Origin of the sequence: Candidatus Liberibacter asiaticus (genome assembly GCF_000590865.3) — a bacterium.
GTDB classification, from domain to species: Bacteria; Pseudomonadota; Alphaproteobacteria; order Rhizobiales; family Rhizobiaceae; genus Liberibacter; species Liberibacter asiaticus.
On record NZ_CP010804.2, the window covers coordinates 732,106 to 754,642 of the forward strand.

The following is a 22,537-nucleotide window of genomic DNA, read 5'->3' on the forward strand; positions in this document are numbered from 1 at the left end:
ATAAACATGCGTTTCATATTATGTGATTCAGCTTGGTAACTGATGTGATTAGAAATTTGCATGATGATTGTAGAAAGGAATTTATATGAAAAATTTTTTATTGCAAATTTTTACTTGGTGGAATGGTCAGACATTGGGGACAAGGTTTTTCACTTGGCGTTTTGGTCATATTGTTGGTAAAGATGAATTTGGTAATACATATTATGAAAGTCGTAAAAATATTAACGGTTCTTCGAGGCGTTGGGTTATATATAATGGGTATACAGATCCTTCTTCTATTCCTCCTATGTGGCATGGTTGGATTCATCATCGTAGGATAGGTGTGCCTAAAGCAGAAGAAGAAAATTCGTTTGATTGGCAGAAACCACATTGTGTGAACGCTACCGGCTCATTAAACTCTTATTATCCACGATTTAGAAGAGATAATATGGCTGGTACTAGCACTAAAGGTAAATATAGTGCTTGGTCTCCTGATTATTGATGTTTAATGGGTTTATTTCTTTAGGAACACGATTTTTGGGGATAGTTAATTTTTGAAGTACCGAGTTTTATTATTGATTTTATTTTTTGTATTTAGTCATGCTAAATTTGCAAATTCTGCTAGATTCGCAAATAAAGTAGCCGAATTTGCTGGTATGGATAAGATTACAGGTCGTGTTTTGACCTTTGATGTTGAAATTAACCAAAGTGCTCAATTTGGATCTTTGATAATTAAACCAATGGTTTGTTATTCAAGAGATGATCGCGAAGCTCAGCGTATTGATGCATTTGTATCAATTTCTGAGATTTTTACAGATCGTATAGTGCGGTCAATTTTTTCTGGCTGGATGTTCGCAGATAGCCCTGCTATGAATGCTATTGATCATTCGATATATGACATTTGGTTAATGCAATGTAAAGATCCTATTAACGATTCTATTAGTAATTCTGAATCAATTTCCAAGAAAGCATTAAGTGAATACTCTTCTACGGACATTACTTCTCAAGGATCAGAAAAAAGTTCTGGAAGTAGTTCAAATAAGACTTTAGAAAAAGAATCATCTCAACCATTAGAGAATAATTTAAGTATGGATTTAAAAGGGAGGCCTATTCAAGAACTAGGAAATAATCTATCTGATTCGGGTCTTAATGAACAAGATCATAATGACGTTCAGATCAGCAAATAGTCTTCTTTTTATGGCTATCAGAGCTGTCGTTTTCTCCTAATATTATGATTATCATCAATGAAGAAAAAATATTTTTATAGGGAATTTTTTTCTTTTTGTGAGATAATTCCTAGATTTTTTCTTATTAAATTAATTTTATCAGATATCGGGAAGAATTCTTAAAAAGAGTTAAATATTGGACATGTGGTGCTGAATGTTCTACTGCCTTCATTACGAGTTACAATCTCAATATTTTTTTACAACTGATTGTTTTAAGGAGATTCTTTGTTTATTAGCAGTCCCTTCGGCATATACCAGTCAAAATGTTCTTTGTGATTATACTGCAATAGAAAATCGTCAATCACAAAGTCAATTCGTATGTGTGCATGTGGAATGAATGCCGATGTAATATATTTAGCAGCAGGATATGCTGTACTTATGTGAAGAGAAATTACAAACTTCTTTCAGAAAAGCAGGAATATACTGAGGTAGTCAGCCTCTTTCTTACACTGTAAGGAATTCCTCTTCCTTCTAGGATGGATATCAATGTGAACGACAAGGAGTTTCAAATGTTTGAATTTTTCAAAATATCTACTTTGGTTGCTGTCGGATTTCTTTTCTGTCCTTTTAATGGTATGTTTACATTGATTGAATCACACACTATATCTTAAATTAGAATACAAGAAAATTTATAAGACAAAGGTTTTATTTTTTTATTAATTTCAAATTTGAAATAACCATTCTTTGATTCAATATAATATATTTTATTGCGCAATAAATAGCGAATGAGAAATTTAAAATCGACTCGAAGAGCATTTATCTAGGGTTTATAACTTTCTCTAGGCAGTTCTTTTATTGATAATTATTGAATATGCATAGACTACTACAAAGAAAATAGCCATGAGAATGACAACTGTGGGTGCTGCTGCACTATTGATGAAGAAACTTATATATATACCTACGAGAGTACATACCACAGAAATGATAACCGAAAGTAATATCATCGTCGTATGATGTTTAGATAAAAGAAAAGCAGTCGCTCCAGGAAGTACTAGCACCGCTGGAGGAAGAATGATTCCTATTGATTTTAAGGAAATCACAATAATAAGGGATAGTACAATTAAAAAATTATAATGCAATAATTTTATGGGAATTTGCATGGAATGAGCGTGCATAGGATCAAATATCATGAGAAGAAGATCATTCTTTTTGAGAATGAGAAAAGATATAGAAATAAACGCGAAAAAAGCCGTTGTTATAATATCTGATTTAGATATTCCCAACATATCTCCTAATAATATGTGGCTAAAATGAAGAGAGCTATGAACTTTCAATATCAGAATTATTCCAATAGCAAACATGCCAGAAAATACAATGCTCAAGACGAGGTCTTCTTGAAAATAGCTCTTCTCTTTAAGGTACCCAGCAGATAATGTACAGATCATCCCTGCGATAAAAGCTCCAATTTCTAATGGGATTCCTGCCATATGAGATAAAACAATCCCAGGGAGAACTGAATGTGAAATCGCTTCTCCTGCAAAAGATTGATTTTTTAAAATTATAAAACAAGATAGAACGGACATGGGAATCACCACTATAACAGTGATAATAAAACTATTTTGGATAGCAGGAAATGTCAAAGGCAACAGAACATAATGTAGGAAACTACTCATCAGACGTCCTCTTTTATAGATTGTTTATGAAGAAATGCACATACTTTGCCATTTATGAGGTTCTGTATTGTTTAGAGAAAAAGAAAAGACATAGTAAAAACAAACTGGTTTCTATGATTACAATTATTCCTCCAGGGCTACAGTCTAGGAAATAACTAATATATGATCCTAGAAAGCTACTAGTAGCACCAAGGAGAGAGCTTGAAACAAGATATGTCCCAAAAGATTTGCTCATTAACTTAGCTGTAGCACCAGGCGTGATGACGGTTGCAATGACAAGTAATATGCCCACTGTCTGGAAGCCAATCACTATCGTTATGGTTAATAAGCTAAAAAATAACATTTTCAATAATTTTACATTTATTCCTACCGAATGGGCATGTCTTTCATCAAAAAATAAAAGTACAAAATCTTTCCATTTCATGTATACAATGCATGCAACGCTAAAAGTTATAATCAAAACTTGAATCGTATCAGATCTACTCATAGAAAGAGTATTTCCTAAAAAAATATTTTCTACATAAACAGCAGATGGTGATAGTGACAACATAAACATAGCAAAAGAATAGAAAATTATATAGACCACGGCAATAGCAACGTCTTCTCGTAGCTTTGTTGTCTCTTTAATTTTCACCATTATACCGGTCGCTAACATTCCCGAAATAGTAGCGCCAACGGATAAAGGGATATTCAATCGATGGCAGACAACTATCCCAGGAAAAATCGCATGCGAAATTCCATTCCCAATGGAAGACCAACCTTTCAAAATTAAATATGCTGACAGCAAACCACAAACACATCCTATCAGAGTACTCATCCAAATAGCTGTATTCATGTAATTGTATGTAAAAGGTTCTAAAATTTGATTTATCATAGAATCAGCTTTTTTTTATGCACATGGTGGAATTTATTTGAGGATATACCTCAGCTTTAAAAGTTGTTTGAATATTACTCTCATTCAAGATACTCGACTGAGGAGATACTTGAGCTCCAAAGGTTTTTTGAATATTATCCTCATTAAAGATATCCGATGTTAACCCAGAAGCGAGCACTGTCTTTTTGAGAAAAATAGTTCGGTCACAAAAAGAAGGAATGGAATTAATATTATGCGTAGAAACCAAGATCATTATATCTTCGTTGAGTAACGATTTTAAGAGAAAAATCATTTCTCTTTCCGTCTTAAAATCAATTGCTGCAAAAGGTTCGTCCATGATGATAACCTGGCTTTTTTGGGCGAGTGCACGGGCAAGAAAAACGCGCTTTTGCTGTCCTATGGAAAGTTCGCCGATTTGTCTTTGGCGCATAGAAGACATCCCTACGTTTTCTAATGCCTCCGTTACGATTCGATAATCGTTGTTTGACGCTACACGTCGCCAGTTCATATGTTTGTAACGACCCATCATCACAACATCTTCTACGAGAATAGGAAAAGTCCAATCTATGGATTCTGTTTGGGGTATATAAGCAATGAGATCTGCTTTCAGCGCATTTTCCACGGTTTGATTGAAGATGGATATTGACCCTTTATCTAGTGGGATAAGCCCCATGATAGCTTGAAACAAAGTAGATTTTCCAGCCCCATTTAGGCCAATTAAGGCAGTTATTGTATTCTCGGGAATAAAAAGATTGACGTCTTCCAAAGCGCAATAACCATTAGGATATGTTACTGATATATCTTTTAATTCTAGTCCACCTTTCGTGGAAGCGACAGCTGTTTTCATCAAAATAAAGTATCCACAATTTTCGTTAGAGAGAATCTAAGTAAGTCTAAATAAGTGGGAGCAGGACCATCTGGTTTACTGAGGCTATCTACGTATAAAACCCCACCATAGGATGCATTTGTTTCATAGGCAACTTGTTTGGCTGGTTGATCAGAATTTGTACTTTCAGAAAATATAAATTTTATTTTATGGGAGCGCATCTGATTGATCGCATGACGCATCATAGAAGGACTCCTTTCAGAATCGGAATTAATTGGCCAGAGATATAGTGATTTGAAACCAAAATCTTCCGCTAAGTATACCAAACACCCTTCGCTAGTAACAAACCAACGTTTTTCAGGGTCCACTTTTTCAATTCTAGTTTTTAAGGGCAATATCGAATTTCGTATTTTTTCTGAGTACTCTCGTGCATTGAGTTCATATTTTTTAGCATTACTTGGATCTAATGCTGTCAATGCTTTTCTAATGTTTTCGATGTATATCATTGCATTGGTAAGGGACATCCAAGCGTGGGGATTAGGTTCACTGTCTACACTGGTATCTTCCGACACGCCAATAGGATTGATTCCGTCGGTGACGGTAATGATTTTAGTTCCTTTTTTTAAATTAGTGAAATACTTCATATAAGTTTCTTCAAGATGCAAGCCATTGCATAGAATCAGATCTGCATTTTGTATTTTAATTGCATCTGCAGATGTAACTTGATAACTATGAGAATCATTGCCCGCTTCTACTAAAGTGGTTACTGTTACCAAATCTTTAGCAATATTTTGTGTTATGTCTCCGATAATAGAAAAACTGGATAATACTACTTTTTTTTGTGTCGTAGCAGATGCCGACATGGGAATATATGAGAACAACAAACATATAAAATAACGTAACATATTCAATTATATACCTTTTAATAAAATACAACCTCAACACTCATGATTAATTCTATAGCATGGCCGGGTGCAATGGTCAAGATGATCTAGGGTTGAATTAAGTCAAGGTAATAGAGAATATTCATCGGTTTTTCAGGAGCTAATGGATTTTGCATGTGACACAACAAAAAAAACTTATTTCAGTTCTTTATACTAAGAAATAAAGAGAAAACATTGTGTAATTTGAGATTATTTGTAAACAATGAAAGAGAAGATAATAATTCATACATTTGTTTATCATGATATTATCCACCAAGTATGATGATTCCAGTTGTCTTTACAGAAAGATAGTCCGGAGATGAGCATTATAAAGAATCTTGAGAGAATCTGATAAAAAATGTGTTTAGTTGATAAGAGGATCAGATAATCTAGAGAAGTGACATTCGTTCTTCTTGACTTTTTGACTTTCTATTGGAAATATAAAGCCTAGCAAAATAATAGAGGAGTGGTGTAATTCTAGTATGTCTACAGTGTTGACATTTCCAGGACAAGGCAGTCAGGTAATAGGAATGGGGCGTGATCTCTACGATTCTTTTCCCGAGGCACGTCTTGTTTTTGAAGAGGTTGATCATACTTTAAATCAAAATCTTTCAGATTTGATGTGGAATGGTTCGCAAGAGGAATTAACTGCTACCTGTAATGCTCAGCCTGCTTTAACAGCTGTATCAATGGCGTTTATTCGCGTGATGGAAAAAAATGGTTTATGTGTTAAGAGGGATATAAGTTATGTCGCCGGACACTCGCTAGGGGAATATACAGCTCTTTGTGCAGCAAAAGCGTTTTCCCTATCTGATACTATCAGATTGGTGCGAGCTCGTGGCAAATCTATGCAGGAAGCTGTACCTCCGGGGTTAGGAAGTATGGTGGCTATTATCGGTTTAGATGATTGTGTGGTTGATTCTATTTGTGCACAGGCTTCTAGAGTTGGAATATGTGAGATTGCCAATGATAATGGTGGGGGACAGGTAGTGATTTCTGGATTGCAAGATGCTGTTAAATGCGCAGCTGATACTTGTCTGAATAAAGGTGCGAAGCGTGCCGTCTTTTTGCCTGTCTCTGCCCCTTTTCACTCATCGTTAATGACTCCCGTCTCTAAAGTAATGAAATGGATGTTGGATAGTGTTACAAAACAGGATCCAGTGGTGCCCATCTTGCCAAATTTTTGTGCAAGTCCAGTTTCTAGCATTGATGAGATCTCTAGACTATTGGTGGAACAAGTAACAGGAAGAGTGCGTTGGAGAGAGACTATACAGTGGTTTGCAAACCATGGTGTAAAGAGTGTCTATGAGGTTGGTTCTGGAAAAGTATTAACAGGTCTCGCCAAGCGTATTGATAAATCTTTATCGGCTGTTTCTATTAGTAAGGTTGAGGATATAGATTTAGCGCTCAGATCTATAGTTGGTTAGGATATTATATAGATGTTTGATTTAACAGGTAAAAAAGCACTAGTGACAGGTGCAAGCGGTAGTATTGGTCTTGCAATCGCTAAGATTTTATACAAACAAGGAGCTTCCGTTGGATTGCATGGTACTTCTCAAGAAAAATTGGAGAAAGTCGCAAAGAACTTTGATGATGTCGATCGTTTTCTTCTTTTCCCAGCTAATTTTTCAGATCGTGTATCTGTGGAATATTTGTCTAAAAGGGTTAATGAAGAGATGGGAGGAGTTGATATCCTTGTGAATAACGCAGGGATTGTGAGGGATTCTCTTTTTATGCGAGCGCGGTATGAGGATTGGGATGATGTTTTGTCTGTTAACTTAACATCGGCGTTTCTTTTAACCCGTCAATTAGTTCCTTTGATGATTAGAAATCGTTTTGGTCGTGTCATTAATATCACATCTGTTGTGGGATTTACGGGAAATGCTGGACAGGTTAATTATTGCGCAGCCAAATCTGGATTGACAGGTTTTACTAAGGCTCTTGCACAGGAAACAGGTAGGCGTAATGTAACAGTGAATTGCGTTGCTCCTGGTTTTATAGGAAGTGATATGACGGTTAATCTGACTGAGGATCAAAAGGGAAAAATTATTTCTTCCATTCCTATGAAGCGTATGGGAGCTGTTGATGATATTGCTGCTGCCGTGCTTTACTTATCTTCATTAGAAGCATCGTATGTAACAGGTCAAACTATTCATGTGAATGGTGGTATGGCAATGATTTAAGATATAAAGTACTTTTGTTACAGAGATATTGTTATAGGGTGTGGCGTTCTTTATATTTATAGAGGATGTTGTACGCTTTTTCATGTTATTAAGAGGATTTTATCTTAATATGATGTTATCGTTTTAGTTGACATGAGGATAGGGTATTGGGATATAAGGAGTAGTGGAGATCTGTATAGGCTCTACGTATTAATTCAAAAAAAGGATAATCAAACATGCCAAATGCTAATGACGATGTTTTCGAGGCCGTAAAAGAAGTAATTTTATCGCAACTTACTTCTGTTAAAGAAGATCAGATAGTGGAAAGTGCGCGTTTTATTGAAGAATTGGGTGCAGATTCTTTGGATGTTGTTGAGCTCGTCATGATTTTTGAGGAAAAATTTTCACTTGAAATTCCAGAAGAATCCGCTAACAAAATTTTGACTGTTAAGGATGCCGTTGATTTTATCAGAAAAGCCAAGCAAACGAATTAAGCAATAGTCTTGGTATACTTTAATTTAAATAGAGATCTAGTATTCCCGTTTAGCTTCGCTTATTTTTTTTATTTTTATATATTTCTGATGATAATAGTAATGTTTTAAAAAGGAAAATATAATTTATGAGACGTGTGGTTGTAACGGGACTTGGAATGATCACCCCCCTTGGGTGTGGAGTCGATGTGAGTTGGTCTCGCCTTATTGCGGGTGAGGTAGGAATTCGGCATCTGGATCAAAAATTTGATTTGGAAGGTTTGTCTTCTAAGATTGCGGGCTTGATTCCAGTTGGAAACGGTTCTGATGGGACGTTTAATTATGAGGACTGGATTCTTTCTTCGGATCTTCGCAAAATTGACCAGTTCATTCTGTATGGTATGGTCGCATCTGATATGGCGCTTGCCGACTCTGGATGGGCTCCTAAAACAGATAAGGATCGAAATTCTACAGGAGTAGTTTTTGGATCTGGTATGGGAGGACTGAATAGAATTGTGGAAAGCAGTAATGTGCTTCGGGATGGTGGCCCTCGCAAGATTTCTCCTTTTACTGTCCCTGGAAGTATTATCAGTCTTCTATCTGGTAATATTTCCATCCGTAATCAATTAAGAGGTCCCAACCATGCCGTAACGACAGCGTGTTCTAGTGGAGCTCATGCTATTGGTGATGCATCACGTCTTATTGCCTTCGGTGATGCAGATGTGATGGTTGCTGGTGGAGCAGAAGCACCTATTTGTCGTTTAGGAGTTGCAAGCTTTGCTGCATGTCGGGCTTTGTCAACTCGATTTAATGATGATCCTACAAGGGCTTCTAGGCCGTTTGATCAAGATAGAGATGGCTTTGTCATGGGTGAAGGGGCGGGAGCATTGGTCTTAGAAGATCTTGAGCATGCCAAGGCTCGTGGTGCTAAAATTTATTCTGAAATAATTGGATATGGTCTTTCAGGAGATGCCTTCCATATTACTATGCCACCAGAAGATGGAAATGGTGCGTATCGCTGTATGTCTTCTGCAATTGCTCGAGCCAAATTGTTGCCTAGTGATATAGATTATATCAACGCCCATGGGACGTCTACTATTGCAGATACCATAGAACTTGGTGCCGTTGAAAGATTGATGGGCGATAGCTGTTACCACGTCTCCATGTCTTCTACTAAATCTGCAATGGGGCATTTGCTTGGAGCAGCAGGCGCGGTTGAAGCTGCTATTTGTAATCTTGCAATTCGTGATGGTATTGTTCCCGCAACTCTTAATCTAGATAATCCAGCGAAAAAAACGTTCATAGATTTGGTGCCACACAGGGCTATTAAGAAGAATGTTAATGTTGCTATGTCTAATTCTTTCGGTTTTGGAGGAACTAACGTTTCTCTAGTATTTAGAAAGTTTCAAGATAATATCTAATAACTTGTAACTTGTTTTTTGTATCATTATGGTAATGGCCAACGTTTTTTAATGTATTGACGTTGGCGGATTATTGCCCTCTTGAGAGAGTAGTGTGGTTGAAGAAAGCGTCATTGTTAAAATTTTTGATTCCCTTGATAACTATATTTCTGCTTGCAATTGGGGTTCATATTCATGTGATCAGGGTCTACAATGCGACAGGTCCTCTCCAAAATGACACTATTTTTTTGGTGCGCAATAATATGTCATTGAAAGAGATTTCAAAAAATTTGTTTAATGGTGGAGTAATAGTAAATCCCTATATATTCCGCTATGTTACTCAGTTTTATTTTGGCTCTCGAGGTCTTAAAACAGGAGAATATGAGATAGAAAAAGGCTCTTCTATGTCTCAAATTGCTGAAAAGATTATGTATGGTAAGGTGCTGATGCACTCAATTTCTTTTCCTGAGGGATTTACAGTAAAACAGATGGCTAGAAGGCTGAAAGATAATCCCTTGCTCGTAGGTGAATTACCATTAGAATTACCTCTTGAAGGTACGCTGTGTCCAAGCACTTATAATTTTCCTTTAGGGACGCATCGCTCGGAAATTCTCAATCAGGCTATGCTGAAACAAAAACAAGTAGTTGATGAGGTATGGGAGATTCGTGATGTAGATCATCCAATAAAGAGTAAAGAGGATTTGGTTATCCTTGCTTCTATTGTTGAAAAAGAGACATCTCGTGCTGATGAGCGTGCCCATGTGGCTTCTGTTTTTATAAATCGTTTCTCAAAATCTATTAGACTTCAGTCTGATTCAACAGTTATTTACGGTATTTTAGAAGGGGATTATGATTTGACAAATAGGAAAATCAGTCGTTCTGATTTCTCTATAAAAACGCCTTATAATAGTTATCTTATGAATGGACTACCTCCAACGGCTATTTCTAATCCGGGTCGCTTATCTTTAGAAGCAGTTGCAAAGCCGTTACATACCGAAGATTTATATTTTGTCGGTGATGGTAAAGGGGGACATTTTTTTTCTACGAATTTTAAAGATCATACTATAAATGTACAGAAATGGCGTAAAATGTCTTTAGAATCGAAGCCTTAATTATTTAAGAATATTAGTCATAAAGTGACATATCTCAGTGGCATCTAATAATTATAGTGAATCATAGAAAATTGTAATAATCTTCTTATAACGGGTGATCTTTTTTCTCTTGGATGATATTTTTTGAATATTCAACATGGATTTAAATTATTATAGATCTTGTATAATCGAAAAAAATATGACTAAAGTCTTGCTCTTATACGAGAAACAAGTTACTAGAGTAGTCCATTGGGTTTATAAGGAAGATAAAAGTGATTTATCGGGCCCGTAGCTCAATGGTTAGAGCTAACGGCTCATAACCGTTCGGTTGGGGGTTCGAATCCCTCCGGGCCCACCATATTATGGTTTTATAGAAAAACGTTCAAAATAGTTCTTGTTGGAACTATCGTATAGTTTTTTGCACAACAACGTAGAGCATTATTTTTTCCAATAGAAAGAACGATGGTCGTATTTTGGTTGGTAAAAGTGAAATTATATTATCCTTCGGTATCGTGGTATCCGTGTACGATCTTACTAACGGCAGAGCATCATGGAATATGCCGATTGTAAGGATTTTCGTGGTGAAAAGAATTTTGATTACTGTATTCATTTTAAATATGTATCACCATCTCGATTAAAATACTGTTTTTTCGAAATATAATAAAATAAGTTGTGGTGTTCAGGATGAGACAAGCTTGTATTGCTACTTTAGAAAGAAATATGCGCAACGGAACACATGTGTTGGCATGATGCCAGACCGTTACCACCGGCAGCCCGGTATGTTTAATTTTTTGATGTCATTTTAATTTTTTAAGGACAAGTAGCAATGACTAGTATTTTAACCAATCACTCTGCAATGTCTGCCTCACAAAAGTTGCGGGATATTAATTATAATCTGGAAGTCGTGCAGGATCGCGTTTCTTCAGGATTACGCGTTTCTGATGCTGCTGATAATGCAGCTTATTGGTCGATTGCCCAAATAATGAAATCAGATAATGGGGCTCTTTCTGCAGTTTCTGATGCAATAGGCCTAGGATCTTCAAAAGTAGATATTGCTAAGGCTGGGATGAGTAAAGCTATTGATGTGATGTCTACCATAAAAAACAAAATAACTGCAGGTGTTGAACGTGGTACAGATTCAAAATCTATTCAATCAGAGATTACTCAATTGCAATCACAATTGAGAGATATTGCAAGAGGATCTTCCTTTAATGGAGAAAATTGGTTGAGAACAGATTTAGGTTCTTCGACTGCTTCTATTGCTAAAAGTGTTATTGGTTCTTTTATTCGAGATGATAATGGTAAAGTTCAGATCACAACTATAGATTATTATCTTGATCCGGAGACTGTGTTGCTTGATAGTTCAACTGATGGTACAGAGCGTTATGGTCTTCTTGATAGGAATCACAAGATCAAGGTTGAGCCACAAGTACTCAAGGATATAGATGTATCAGTCTATGATGCAAGCGGTACGATAAGTACGAAAAAATTCAAACTTGCCACTACTAGCGGAGCTTGGTTAAAGGCGGCAAATGCTACTTTTGACCAAGCAAAAGGCATTGCAACAATCCCAGTGCCTTTGCCTGCTGCACCTGCTGCACCTAATACTACTTCTGGCACTAGTGGTAGCAAATCACCATCGGTAGCGGCATCTGCTACATATATCCGCATGGGTAACTCTGATATATGGGTACGCGCTACTACGAAAAATAGCATTACCAGTGATCCAGGATATACAAATTCTACTGTAGCAAAAGTAGGTAATACACACTACTATGTTGATACTGAATCAACTACTTTAGATAGCCGCAAAGACCTGCCTAAGGAGATTGACTCAGGCTATTCTATGGTAACACTAAACATTACACGGCATGCTAATACTGATGCGTATAATGAAAAGCTTGCTATGGAAGAGATGGTTTCGTTCATTGATACCCAAATAAAATGCGCTACTGCCGCGGCGGGGAAAATAGGATCAATTAGTTCGCGGATTCATTTGCAAGAAGATTTTATAAAACTTATGCGTGATGCTGTTGAAAAAGGTGTCGGTCGTTTGGTTGATGCTGATATGGCATCGGAATCCACTAGACTTTCTGCATTGCAGACACAACAACAATTAGCTGTTCAGGCGTTGTCTATTGTTAATAATTCTACAGCGAGAATTTTATCCCTTTTCCGTGGTTAAAATTCACTCAATGGTAGTGCTTGAAGAACCGTTTTTTTGATTAAAATCGGTTCTTCAAAAATATTTCGTCACCCATTGTATTGGTAGTGTGATTACTTAATGTATCAAATTTTCTATTATTCGAAATTTTGTAATAAAGCGGTTTTGATGGTTTTATTATATGGTGAATTAGCATGAGTGACGCTGTTTTATCTCGTCTTGAAGATTTTAGTCGATTAGGTTCATTATCGGATAAAATTGTCTTGTCGGAGACGATCATTTCCAATTCCACTGCAGATGTAACTTTTTCTTCGATTGCTGATTTTCAAAAAGAACAGGATAAAGCCTATCAAGAAGGGTATAACAAAGCTATTCACGACCGAGAACTTTATTGGAAATCTAAGAATGATTTTATACAGCGGTCTCATGACAATGAGATTGCTGATTTGCGTGAATTATTTGAATCGTCTACGAGCAAAGCTATTGCGATCGCTGTTAGAGATTCTTTCAAATGTTTTTCAGATTCTTTGGAATGTGAAGTAATACGGATTTTAAAATCTGTTTTAGATATAGGTTTGTCTCGTAAAGCTGCTATCGAATTTGCAGCAGTGGTTGTTGATTTCCTCAAGAAAGGGGATTGTGGTAAAATTGTCATCCATGGTCCAAAAAATTTGCATTCGCTTATTGAGGAATGTTTGGGTGAATATTCCTCAGCGGTTTGTTATGAGAATGCTGATACAGTGGAATTTTCTACTAAAATTTTTGGTAGTGTGATTAAAACACGACTTGAATCTTGGTTATCTGATGTAAAAGCGAAAATAGTAAGCCAACAGGTTTCGAAATGAATTCTCATGGAGATAAAAATCAAGAAAATGACCAGTTTATTATTATAAAGAAAAAAGTAGCTATAGATGATACACCAAATAATTTAGGATCTTGGAAAATTGTTTATGCGGACTTTATGACAGTATTAATGGCCTTTTTTTTAGTCATGTGGATTATTAATGCTACTGATGATGATACAAAGAAAGCCATAGAACAATATTTTAATCCTTTCGGGAAAAATTTAATGACTGCTTCTAAAGGCATTTTTGATGAACAAAATCCTCCCGAACGTTCTTCGCAGAATAAGATTGATCTATCAATAGATGAACATATTACCAAGAATAGTGTGGATTTGAAGATTGGTAGTACTAATCAAAAAAAGCAATACCAAAGGTTAGAAAATAATATTTTTTATCTCAGTAATTCGCAACAAAGCGAACATTGTAAAAATTCGTTGACGCGAGATTCAGAGAAGGGAAAAGATCTTTGTAAGAGTACAGATCTGGAAAAAAGCATAAATAAGGAAGAGAATTACTTTCTTCCTCCATTGAGTAAAGAAAAAATTCTTGCAATGAAAAGAAAGAAACGATTGCAAGACTTAGCAAAAAAAATAAGCTCAACACTGTCAGGATTAGTGGCGGATAATATTGTGAAAGGAGTATTATTCGAAACGACTCGTACAGGAATATTGATCTCAATTATTGATCAGCGAAATACTCCTATGTTTGATAAAAGCTCTTCTATACCACTACCTGAGACGATTGTAGTTCTTCAAAAAATTGGTGAAGTACTGGCTCATAGTACCGAAGTAATTTCTATTCGTGGGCATACCGACGCTAGCCCATTTCGTAATATAGCGAGAGATAATTGGAGATTATCATTAGATCGTGCATATAGTGCGTATCAAGTTTTGATGAAATCTGGAGTTTCTGAAGATCGTATATCAAAAATTTCAGGTTTTGCACATCATCGCCTTAAAATTGCATCAGATCCCATGAATTCAGCCAATAGACGTATAGATATTTTAGTAGAAGATAGACAAGGATAAATCATTCTATGAATCAAAAATATCTCATTTGTACAATGATGGTGGCTATGGATGTATTTTTTAGTTTTGCAACGGATCAGGATTTGGTTCGTACTATTGTCCCATATCAATGTGTACGATCTTTGCAACGTGCACTAGATGAGGCAATGAGAGGAGATATTTCTTTGCAGAAAAAGATTCCTGATATAGTCAAAGAAACTGGTGTACAACTGCGTGCAACTCATATGGATGTTTTTGTAGATAATCGTAATATTGATGCAGTTTGGATATACACAATTATTTCTCAAGATCTTTCTGTTGTAGATGATTTAATTGCAAAAGATACAAAAGGTTATTTTGATATCGCTATTGTGTACGCTCTTAAAAAATATTTTTCAGGTCAACTCGAAGAATCTTCTAAAGAATTAAGTAAAATAAAAGATAAAGATAATACACGGGGTATTGTACCATACCTCCATCTTCTTATTGGTCGTGCTATGATGCCATTTTCTTCACAACAAGCAGTGCATTTTTTTGATTACGTGCGTCTTACGTCTCCTGGTACTTTCTTAGAAGAAATTGCTTTGCGTAACTTATTAGAAATTACGCAAAATGAAGTTGGAGAGCGTGCATTTGGTTATATTCGGGCTTATGTAACTCAATTCCATCATTCTATTTACAAAGATCATTTTATAAGTGTGTTATTGCGTTTTTTCTTGCATGGTCAATTGAAATTACCCGATGAAGATATTGTATTTACAATATCTTTTTTTTCTTTAGAGGAGCAACGAGCGATTTATTTGAAAATCGCTCAAAATTCCGTTATTTCTGGCAAAAGGAAAATAGGATTTTTAGCAATTAAGCAATTGAAAAGAATAATTGATAGACTTGATTATAAAGATTTGGCGACTATACAGCTCTATGAGAATATATTGAATATTCCTTTTGTAGATATCATGTCATTACAACGTAGTACATGTAATATTCCTTATTATTCTCTTATGGAACAAGATAGGTATTTAAAAAAAGCTTCTGAGATTATTATGTCTGAAATAGGGAAGTCTTTGATCGATATCGATTTTGAGCATATTCAGAAAGATTTATTGCTAGATAAAAAAGAACCAAGGCATACGAATGTGAGCATGGGGATAGAGTCATTTATTAAAAAAAATCGCTCCCAAATAGAATCAATAGATGTTTTGCTTGCAGAAGCGAGATGAATAATGAAGGAAGTCAACAATATCTCCTATAAAGGTCTTCTTGAGGCTAATCAATATTCTTTAGGTCATAACGATGATCGGTTAAATTCTATTCAAGAAGAAAAGCGGAATAATTCTACTAAAACTATAAATAAAAATCCTAATAAACAAGATTTTGATGTTCAAAATAAATCTTTATTTGAAATTTTTTTAACTACAATTCCCGACGCAGATAACCATATTCATGAGGATGAAGAAAGGTTGATTGATAATGATTTGATATATAATTCTTACAAAGGAGCTATGTATCCTAGTGCATCACAATATTTCACTGTACGGGATCTTTCTGCTAGTGAGAAGGATTTTCCTTCTATCGAATCTTTTGCTTCAAAGAGCCCCCAAGATATTGAGGATATTTCAGGATTTTTATCCCCTGACTTTTCTATTCTTTTAAAGAACAAAACAGATAGAGACTATTCTGATGGGTTATGTACCATAACAGATGTATTTTCCCAATTGAAATCAGATTCTGGTTCATTTAGTAATTATCTGAGGCATAGAAAAGAAATGTTTTCAGAGGATGTTCCCTTGAATCCGGTTGATTTTTTGTTAGAAAAGCAATTGGATACAGCATCATTAGGTGAAGAAATATGCAATTTAAAAGGTTTTTCTGTCCCGAGTAGATACCAGTCTAGTGATAGTCTTGATGCTTTGATGTCTACAGAGAGTGTGCTCAATCAAAAATCTTTTATGCGTGTTACCATGATTCCAGAATCTGTACATTACACAGATACAGGTTCTATTAAGGCTTTAACAATACAGATGAAACCTAATAGTCCTGATAACATTGTTGCTACGCTGTGTTTGTCCGGAGAAAAATTATCTGTCAAGCTACGAGTAGAATCGGATTTTCTTTATAAGAAAATTCAAAGTGGACGCCAAAATATTTTAGATGCATTGAATTTTTCAGGATATACAATGGATCGTTTTGACGTGGAGTTTGTGCGGAAAGACTCCTTAGATCTTTTAAAGGATTCAATGAATTATTGCGCACAACAGCAAGGTTTTACGCACTCAAACGAGTTTGAAAAGAAAAAATTGTATTTTCCTGAAAGAGAGCGCACGGAGAAAAAATTTTTTTGGGGAGAGAAGAGGAGTGGTCTTATTTATAATAAGGGCGAAATTATAGGAATATATTCTAATTATATCTATGTATAAGATTTCGGATAGTATGGAACTTAATGCTTTGCATAATATTTTTTATACTATGATGCCATGCGCTTTCTGCTTATCGCTTTTTTTCAGGTAATTGAGTAATTAAAAATATTTTTAAACACCACATTAAAAGCAACGATAAAGATTACGTGACCTGAAAATATTTTTTCCCGATTAATGTGCTATTTTTTTTTATTAAGTATGCTTTTTCAAAAGGAAAAGTTTCTGATAAATCTATGACAAACTCTATCATAAATAGATAAAATAATGATTGGATGGATTTGTTATTGTAGAATTTGGAAATTCCTGTATCTGAAAAGTAGAATATATATTCATAGGGCTACTTTTGAATTATTGAGAAATTATTTTTTTTTAAAAATGCATGATAATAAAATAAAATAGAATCTTATGGAATAATAACTATATGTATTATAGAATATATTAATTAATATGTATTTTACATTCATTTTTATAAAATATTTTGATATCATTTATATTATAATATAATTATTTATTTGATAATCACGTTTATATTTTGATCTAATTTTGGTTTGTATTTTTAAATTCAAAAGTTGCTAGTAATATTTTATTTTAAATAACAGAAAATATAGTTCTAAAATAATTTTTATAGGTCATAAATCCATTATTTAGTATAATATATATGAATAAAAAAATATCATATGTTACTACTCATAATAAAGTTAAATATAGAAAATATTTCAAATAGTATTTTTTAAATTTTGGCGTTGATTTTGAATAATCGAATAAGTATTCCATTTTTTTCTTTTATATCTAAATAGCATCATCATAATCGACATAATTATTCGTAAATAAAATTAATATTTGAAGTTAACGCAATTAGTAAATTATCTCAGTTACTTTCTGTAATTGATCATTATTTCTTTGATTCGTACCGATAATCTTACACAACGTGTGATTCGGAGGTAAAAAAGATGTTTGTTTTGATTGATGATCGTGCTTTAGTAAAAGATGGTTATATTGCTCTTTTTGGGGATGATGGAGTTTCTTTAGAAGGATTTAATTCCCTTGAGTTTGAAGAATGGTTGCAATCTTCAGCGCGAGAAGATGTCTCTGCGATTGAAGCTTTTCTGATAGGGAAAGGGGAGAAAGTTCTGGAATTGCCACGGATTATCAGAGCTCATTCACAAGTACCATTAATTGGCATCAGTGATTATCCATCTTTGCAAACAACCTTAGATTTTTTTGATTCTGGGGTAGATGATGTTGTGAACAAGCCTATCCATCATCGTGAAATATTAGCAAGAGTCGCTGCTATTTATAGGCGTTTAAAAGTATCTAATAATCGCGCAGAAACAGGGCCTATTCGCGTATTCTCAGATGGGCGTGATCCAGAGGTGCAAGGTGAAGTTTTTCCTTTGCCTCGGAGAGAACGTCGAATCTTAGAATATCTCATGGCTAATAGGGGAAAAAGAGTCGCTAAAACACAGATTTTTAGTGCTATTTATGGCTTGTTTGATGAAGCGGTGGAAGAAAATGTGGTTGAAAGTCATATTAGTAAATTACGCAAAAAATTACGTAACAAACTAGGATTTGATCCTGTTGATTCTAAGAGATTTCTTGGTTATTCCATCGATTGGAATTAAGCTAAGAGCGTTTATTACCATCAGTCCTACGCAAGGAGCATAACCTATTCTCTGCTAGATTTATAATATGTGGAGAAGTGCAATGGGCATTTTAGGAAGTATGAAGACCGCTATGTCCGGTATGGATGCGCAATCTAATCGGGTATCGGCGGTAAGTGATAATATAGCGAATGTAGATACAGTTGGATACAAGCGTACGGCTATTGCATTCTCGTCGCTTGTGTTCCCATCTACGTCAAACTCGTATGTCTCTGGTGGGCTAGAAATTTCTACAAAGGATATGATATCTGAACAAGGATCTCTTATGCATACAGCGTCTAATACAGATTTAGCTATTCAAGGTAAGGGGTTTTTTATCGTCAAAGGTAGAGATAATGTTAATTGTCTGACAAGAGCTGGTGATTTTCACATAAATAATGAAGGTTTTCTAGAAAATGTTGCTGGAGGTGTATTGCTCGGATATCCCTTAAAAAATGCCTCTGCTCCTTTGATAGTCAATAGTTTTCAGGGACTAGAAAGAATTAATGTAAAACATGCTGAACTAAGCGCAATGCCTACTACTACAGGATTTATTTCTAATAATCTTGATAAAAATGCGACGATAATAACACCTGACAAGACTCCAAAACATAATGGGAGGGATGCAGAATATACGCATAAGAGTTCTTTTGCAGCCTATGATACGTTAGGATCTTCTGTCGTTTATGATGTGTATTATACAAAGACTGGGGATAAAAAATGGGAAGTATCAATTTTTCGTCAAGATCAGTCAACGAATAATAGTTTTCCGTATAATGTTGCTCCCTTGAATACTGTCGAGGTATCCTTTGATCCTGTAACAGGGTATTTAGCTAATTCTTCTCACAAGGCAATATCTTTTAATGATAATACTTCAGGGATAGATCAGCAGATAACAATTGATATATCTAAAACTACTCAATTAGCAGGTGGTTTTATCCCTCAGAAGTCTGAGATTAATGGTCATGCTCCAGGCAAGCCAAAAGATTTTTCTGTTTCTAAAGATGGTTATGTAGACATCATTTATGATGATGGTACGCGAGTTCCAATTTATCGTCTGGCGATTGCTACTGTTCCAAGCGAAGATAATTTAAAGCTCTTTGATGGTAATACATATCTTCCAACACGTGATTCTGGTGATATCAGTATCGGTTTCCCTGGTCATAATCAGCACGGAGAGATTTTTTCCGGAGCGCTAGAAACTGCCAATGTTGATATTGCTAGTGAATTAACAGAACTAATAGAAGCACAACGCAACTATGCAGTTAATTCAAAAGTATTTCAAACAGGTTCTGATTTTATGGATATTTTGATTAGTCTTAAAAGATAATTTTTATTAAGGAAACTATGACAATGTCTCTTTTAGCTGTATTCAATAAAGCACAGAACATTTGTAATAATGCTAGTCAACAATTTGCATCTATTGTGCGAAACATAGAGAATGCAGACAATAAAAATTATGTTCGTCGGGATACTATGACTACTATAAGTCCTGAAAACGTGACAGTTGTGACTCAACGCTCTGAAAATAAGAATATGTTTGACAAAGTGTTGCATGCGCATTCTTCTGCTATAGGACAGCAAAGGCTTCTGCAGAGTTTTGAAGCGTTAAAAGAGATGATGAGTGCGGATGATCATTATAATAATTCTCCTACGCACTATATATCTAAGTTGCGAGACTCTCTTGAATCATATTCTAAGAATCTTTCTGAGGATATCTTGGGAAAAACAGTGATTGATAATGCAGAAGAAGTTGTTCAAAATTTTAATACTTCTGCACGGGAAGTACAAAAGATTCGTGCAGATGCTGATAAAGAAATTGAGTTAGAGATTTCTAATTTAAGAAGATTCTTGTCTGAATTAACAGTAGTTAATGATGCTATTAAATTCAAAACTGCTTCTAAGCATGATGCTCATGATTTTCTGGATCAGCGTGATGTATTATTGCAAAAAATTTCTGAAATCATTGGTATCTCTACTATTGTGCGTAATAATAATGATATGGTTGTCTATACTTCGGATGGCACTACATTATTTGAAACAGTTCCACGAGATATCAATTTTGAGAAAATGAATTCGTATACCGTTACGAGTGAAAGCAATCCTATTTTTATTGATGGTGTGGTCGTTTCTTCTAATCAGGGATCTGCTGTGCCCAAAGGTAAAATAAAAGCGCTTTTGCAAATCCGTGATAGTGTAGTCCCAATTTTTCAAAATCAACTTGATGAGATGGCGAGGGTTCTTATTGGTTCTTTTTCGGAAAAAGATCCAATAGCGGGTAATTCTGAAAATGTTCCTGGTTTGTTTATTGCTGATGGCATCAAGGATCTTGATAATAAATTATGTCAGGGGATCTCTGAAACCATTTGTGTTAATCCCCAATATCGGTCTAATCCATCGTTTTTACGGGATGGTGGGTCTGTTTCGAAGAAATTTTTATGGAATGTTAAAAATTTAGCAGGATATCCAGACCTTATTAACCACTACTGTGATTCTTTTAATAAAAATTTTATTTTTGATCCTGTGGCGGGGATAAATACCAACGTTACTTTATTAGAATATGCTCGTAATTCTATTGGATGGTTAGAAAAAAATAGATCTGATAGCCATGATTTGCACATGAAAAGTCAAGTTGTTTTTAATCATATTTCTGAATCTTATTCAAACACTGTAGGTGTTAACCTCCAAGAGGAACTCAGCTTTCTCATAAAAGTAGAGCAATCCTACAATATCTCTAACAAGCTTATAATGTTCACTGATAAGATGTTACAAACTTTATTGGAAGGAGTTAAATAGACTATGAAAACAACAGGTATTTCAACATCTTCTATATTTGAGCGTATGAATATTCTCACTAAGGAGTTGAATAAAGATTCTGTTAAGTTACACGAAGAGATGGTTACAGGACAGTCTTCAGATTATGGTTTGCAATTAGGGGCGCGAGTAACGAGCATTCTGGAATGGGAACAAGAAAAGAATCATATCGCAGAAAGGCTCCATTCTAACAGTCTCGTAACAAAACGTTTGTCCACATCGCAAGCACATCTCAGTAGCATGCAGAAGATTGTTCAGGATATGGTGGGGCCGCTTGTTATATTATTGGAAGGGAAGACTGATAATAATAAATTTCCGATCAATGCTGGTATGCTCAGAGATTCATACGAATCTTTTGTGACGTTTGCTAATATGACAGATGAAGGACAATACCTATTTTCTGGTATTAATAGCTCAGAAAAACCTTTGAACGGTTATTTTACGAAGGATTCTTTAGCAAAGAAATCTTTCGATCAAATGTTACAAGGTTTTCTTGAGGAAAATTCCAAGTCTCTCTTAGCAGGGCAACATTTAGAAGTCTCTTCTATGAATGCTCAGCAAATGACTGATTTTATAAAACAATTAGAAGATAAATTTTCAGATGACGAATATTGGGCAAACAATTGGTCAAACGCTTCTGATCACAATATCAAATATCGTATAAAAGACACAGAAGGTATTGATGTTTCCGCTAATGTTAATATGCGTGGAATACGAGATATTATGTTTGTTGCAGTGATTGGAACAGAATTTTTAAGTAAAAATCTGACAGATGGAGCTCGAAATGTTCTGACCAAAAAGATGCTTTCTACTGTACAACAAGGATTGTCAGGCATCATCGAGCAACGTGCTGTTTTAGGGATCTCTGAAAAAAATATTAATGAAGAAAGAGTTTTCCTCCAGAACAAAAACAACATTATTGATACTTACATTTCAAAATCGATAGGCGTTGAGCAACATACAGCACACGCTCAATTATCAACACTAATCAATAAGATTGAGATGTCCTACATGATCACTACTAAACTCCAGAAGTTAAGTATACTAAACTACCTTTGATATTTTTCCAGTGCAAGAAGAGAGTTA

20 protein-coding genes and 1 tRNA gene are annotated in these 22,537 nt (G+C 35.1%); 17 read left to right on the forward strand and 4 right to left on the reverse strand.

What is annotated here, in order from left to right; genetic code table 11:
- The first annotated feature begins 85 nt into the window (after window positions 1–85).
- Together CD16_RS03320 and CD16_RS03325 are read left to right on the forward strand one after the other, a co-directional pair.
- Window positions 86–481: an NADH:ubiquinone oxidoreductase subunit NDUFA12 gene (locus tag CD16_RS03320; protein WP_015452615.1), complete on the forward strand. Its 396-nt coding sequence runs from the start codon at window positions 86–88 to the stop codon at window positions 479–481.
- A gap of 73 nt (window positions 482–554) precedes the next feature.
- Window positions 555–1,166: a DUF2155 domain-containing protein gene (locus CD16_RS03325; RefSeq protein ID WP_240532073.1), complete on the forward strand. Its 612-nt coding sequence runs from the start codon at window positions 555–557 to the stop codon at window positions 1,164–1,166.
- Between the two features lie 818 nt (window positions 1,167–1,984).
- On the opposite strand, the gene CD16_RS03330 is transcribed toward CD16_RS03325, so the two are convergent.
- Genes CD16_RS03330 through CD16_RS03345 form a run of 4 tightly spaced genes read right to left on the reverse strand, consistent with a single transcriptional unit; the run spans window position 1,985 to window position 5,423 of the window.
- Window positions 1,985–2,818: a metal ABC transporter permease gene (locus CD16_RS03330; RefSeq protein WP_015452618.1), complete on the reverse strand. Its 834-nt coding sequence runs from the start codon at window positions 2,816–2,818 to the stop codon at window positions 1,985–1,987.
- Between the two features lie 52 nt (window positions 2,819–2,870).
- Window positions 2,871–3,692: a metal ABC transporter permease gene (locus tag CD16_RS03335; RefSeq protein ID WP_015452619.1), complete on the reverse strand. Its 822-nt coding sequence runs from the start codon at window positions 3,690–3,692 to the stop codon at window positions 2,871–2,873.
- 4 nt (window positions 3,693–3,696) lie between these two features.
- On the reverse strand, window positions 3,697–4,539 hold the full coding sequence (locus CD16_RS03340; RefSeq protein ID WP_015452620.1) for a metal ABC transporter ATP-binding protein: 843 nt from the start codon (window positions 4,537–4,539) through the stop codon (window positions 3,697–3,699).
- Complete coding sequence (locus tag CD16_RS03345) at window positions 4,539–5,423, reverse strand: metal ABC transporter solute-binding protein, Zn/Mn family (RefSeq protein ID WP_015452621.1); 885 nt, start codon at window positions 5,421–5,423, stop codon at window positions 4,539–4,541. Before CD16_RS03345 ends, CD16_RS03340 begins: the two co-directional genes overlap by 1 nt.
- A 500-nt stretch (window positions 5,424–5,923) precedes the next feature.
- Between CD16_RS03345 and fabD the strand changes: the two genes are divergently transcribed.
- The 15 genes from fabD to CD16_RS03420 all read left to right on the forward strand — a co-directional run bounded on the left by fabD (window position 5,924) and on the right by CD16_RS03420 (window position 22,510).
- Entirely contained in the window at window positions 5,924–6,868 is a 945-nt protein-coding gene (gene fabD / locus CD16_RS03350) for an ACP S-malonyltransferase (protein ID WP_015452622.1), read from the forward strand.
- 12 nt (window positions 6,869–6,880) lie between these two features.
- The gene (gene fabG / locus CD16_RS03355) at window positions 6,881–7,624 is read left to right on the forward strand and encodes a 3-oxoacyl-[acyl-carrier-protein] reductase (protein ID WP_015452623.1); all 744 of its coding nucleotides are present in this window, start codon (window positions 6,881–6,883) and stop codon (window positions 7,622–7,624) included.
- A gap of 215 nt (window positions 7,625–7,839) precedes the next feature.
- Window positions 7,840–8,097 (forward strand): acyl carrier protein, encoded by a 258-nt coding sequence (locus tag CD16_RS03360; RefSeq protein WP_015452624.1) that lies wholly within the window; start codon window positions 7,840–7,842, stop codon window positions 8,095–8,097.
- 125 nt (window positions 8,098–8,222) lie between these two features.
- Window positions 8,223–9,494, forward strand: a complete 1,272-nt coding sequence (gene fabF / locus CD16_RS03365; protein ID WP_015452625.1) for a beta-ketoacyl-ACP synthase II — start codon at window positions 8,223–8,225, stop codon at window positions 9,492–9,494.
- Between the two features lie 242 nt (window positions 9,495–9,736).
- On the forward strand, window positions 9,737–10,585 hold the full coding sequence (mltG, locus tag CD16_RS03370) for an endolytic transglycosylase MltG (protein ID WP_236301244.1): 849 nt from the start codon (window positions 9,737–9,739) through the stop codon (window positions 10,583–10,585).
- A 261-nt stretch (window positions 10,586–10,846) separates the two neighbouring features.
- A tRNA-Ile gene (locus CD16_RS03375) sits at window positions 10,847–10,922 on the forward strand.
- Between the two features lie 468 nt (window positions 10,923–11,390).
- Window positions 11,391–12,749, forward strand: coding sequence for a flagellin N-terminal helical domain-containing protein (locus tag CD16_RS03380; protein WP_015452627.1), 1,359 nt, complete (start codon window positions 11,391–11,393; stop codon window positions 12,747–12,749).
- A 173-nt stretch (window positions 12,750–12,922) separates the two neighbouring features.
- Entirely contained in the window at window positions 12,923–13,573 is a 651-nt protein-coding gene (locus CD16_RS03385; protein ID WP_015452628.1) for a hypothetical protein, read from the forward strand.
- Window positions 13,570–14,601: a flagellar motor protein MotB gene (locus CD16_RS03390; RefSeq protein ID WP_015452629.1), complete on the forward strand. Its 1,032-nt coding sequence runs from the start codon at window positions 13,570–13,572 to the stop codon at window positions 14,599–14,601. Before CD16_RS03385 ends, CD16_RS03390 begins: the two co-directional genes overlap by 4 nt.
- 8 nt (window positions 14,602–14,609) lie before the next feature.
- Window positions 14,610–15,800: a chemotaxis protein gene (locus tag CD16_RS03395; protein ID WP_015452630.1), complete on the forward strand. Its 1,191-nt coding sequence runs from the start codon at window positions 14,610–14,612 to the stop codon at window positions 15,798–15,800.
- 3 nt (window positions 15,801–15,803) lie between these two features.
- Complete coding sequence (locus tag CD16_RS03400; protein ID WP_015452631.1) at window positions 15,804–16,997, forward strand: hypothetical protein; 1,194 nt, start codon at window positions 15,804–15,806, stop codon at window positions 16,995–16,997.
- A 950-nt stretch (window positions 16,998–17,947) separates the two neighbouring features.
- The gene (locus tag CD16_RS03405; protein ID WP_015452632.1) at window positions 17,948–18,619 is read left to right on the forward strand and encodes a response regulator transcription factor; all 672 of its coding nucleotides are present in this window, start codon (window positions 17,948–17,950) and stop codon (window positions 18,617–18,619) included.
- 82 nt (window positions 18,620–18,701) lie between these two features.
- Entirely contained in the window at window positions 18,702–19,967 is a 1,266-nt protein-coding gene (locus CD16_RS03410) for a flagellar hook protein FlgE (RefSeq protein ID WP_015452633.1), read from the forward strand.
- 23 nt (window positions 19,968–19,990) lie between these two features.
- A complete protein-coding gene (gene flgK, locus CD16_RS03415; RefSeq protein WP_015452634.1) occupies window positions 19,991–21,433 on the forward strand; it encodes a flagellar hook-associated protein FlgK in 1,443 nt (480 codons plus the stop codon).
- A 3-nt stretch (window positions 21,434–21,436) separates the two neighbouring features.
- Window positions 21,437–22,510: a flagellar hook-associated family protein gene (locus tag CD16_RS03420; protein WP_015452635.1), complete on the forward strand. Its 1,074-nt coding sequence runs from the start codon at window positions 21,437–21,439 to the stop codon at window positions 22,508–22,510.
- Window positions 22,511–22,537: the final 27 nt, after the last annotated feature.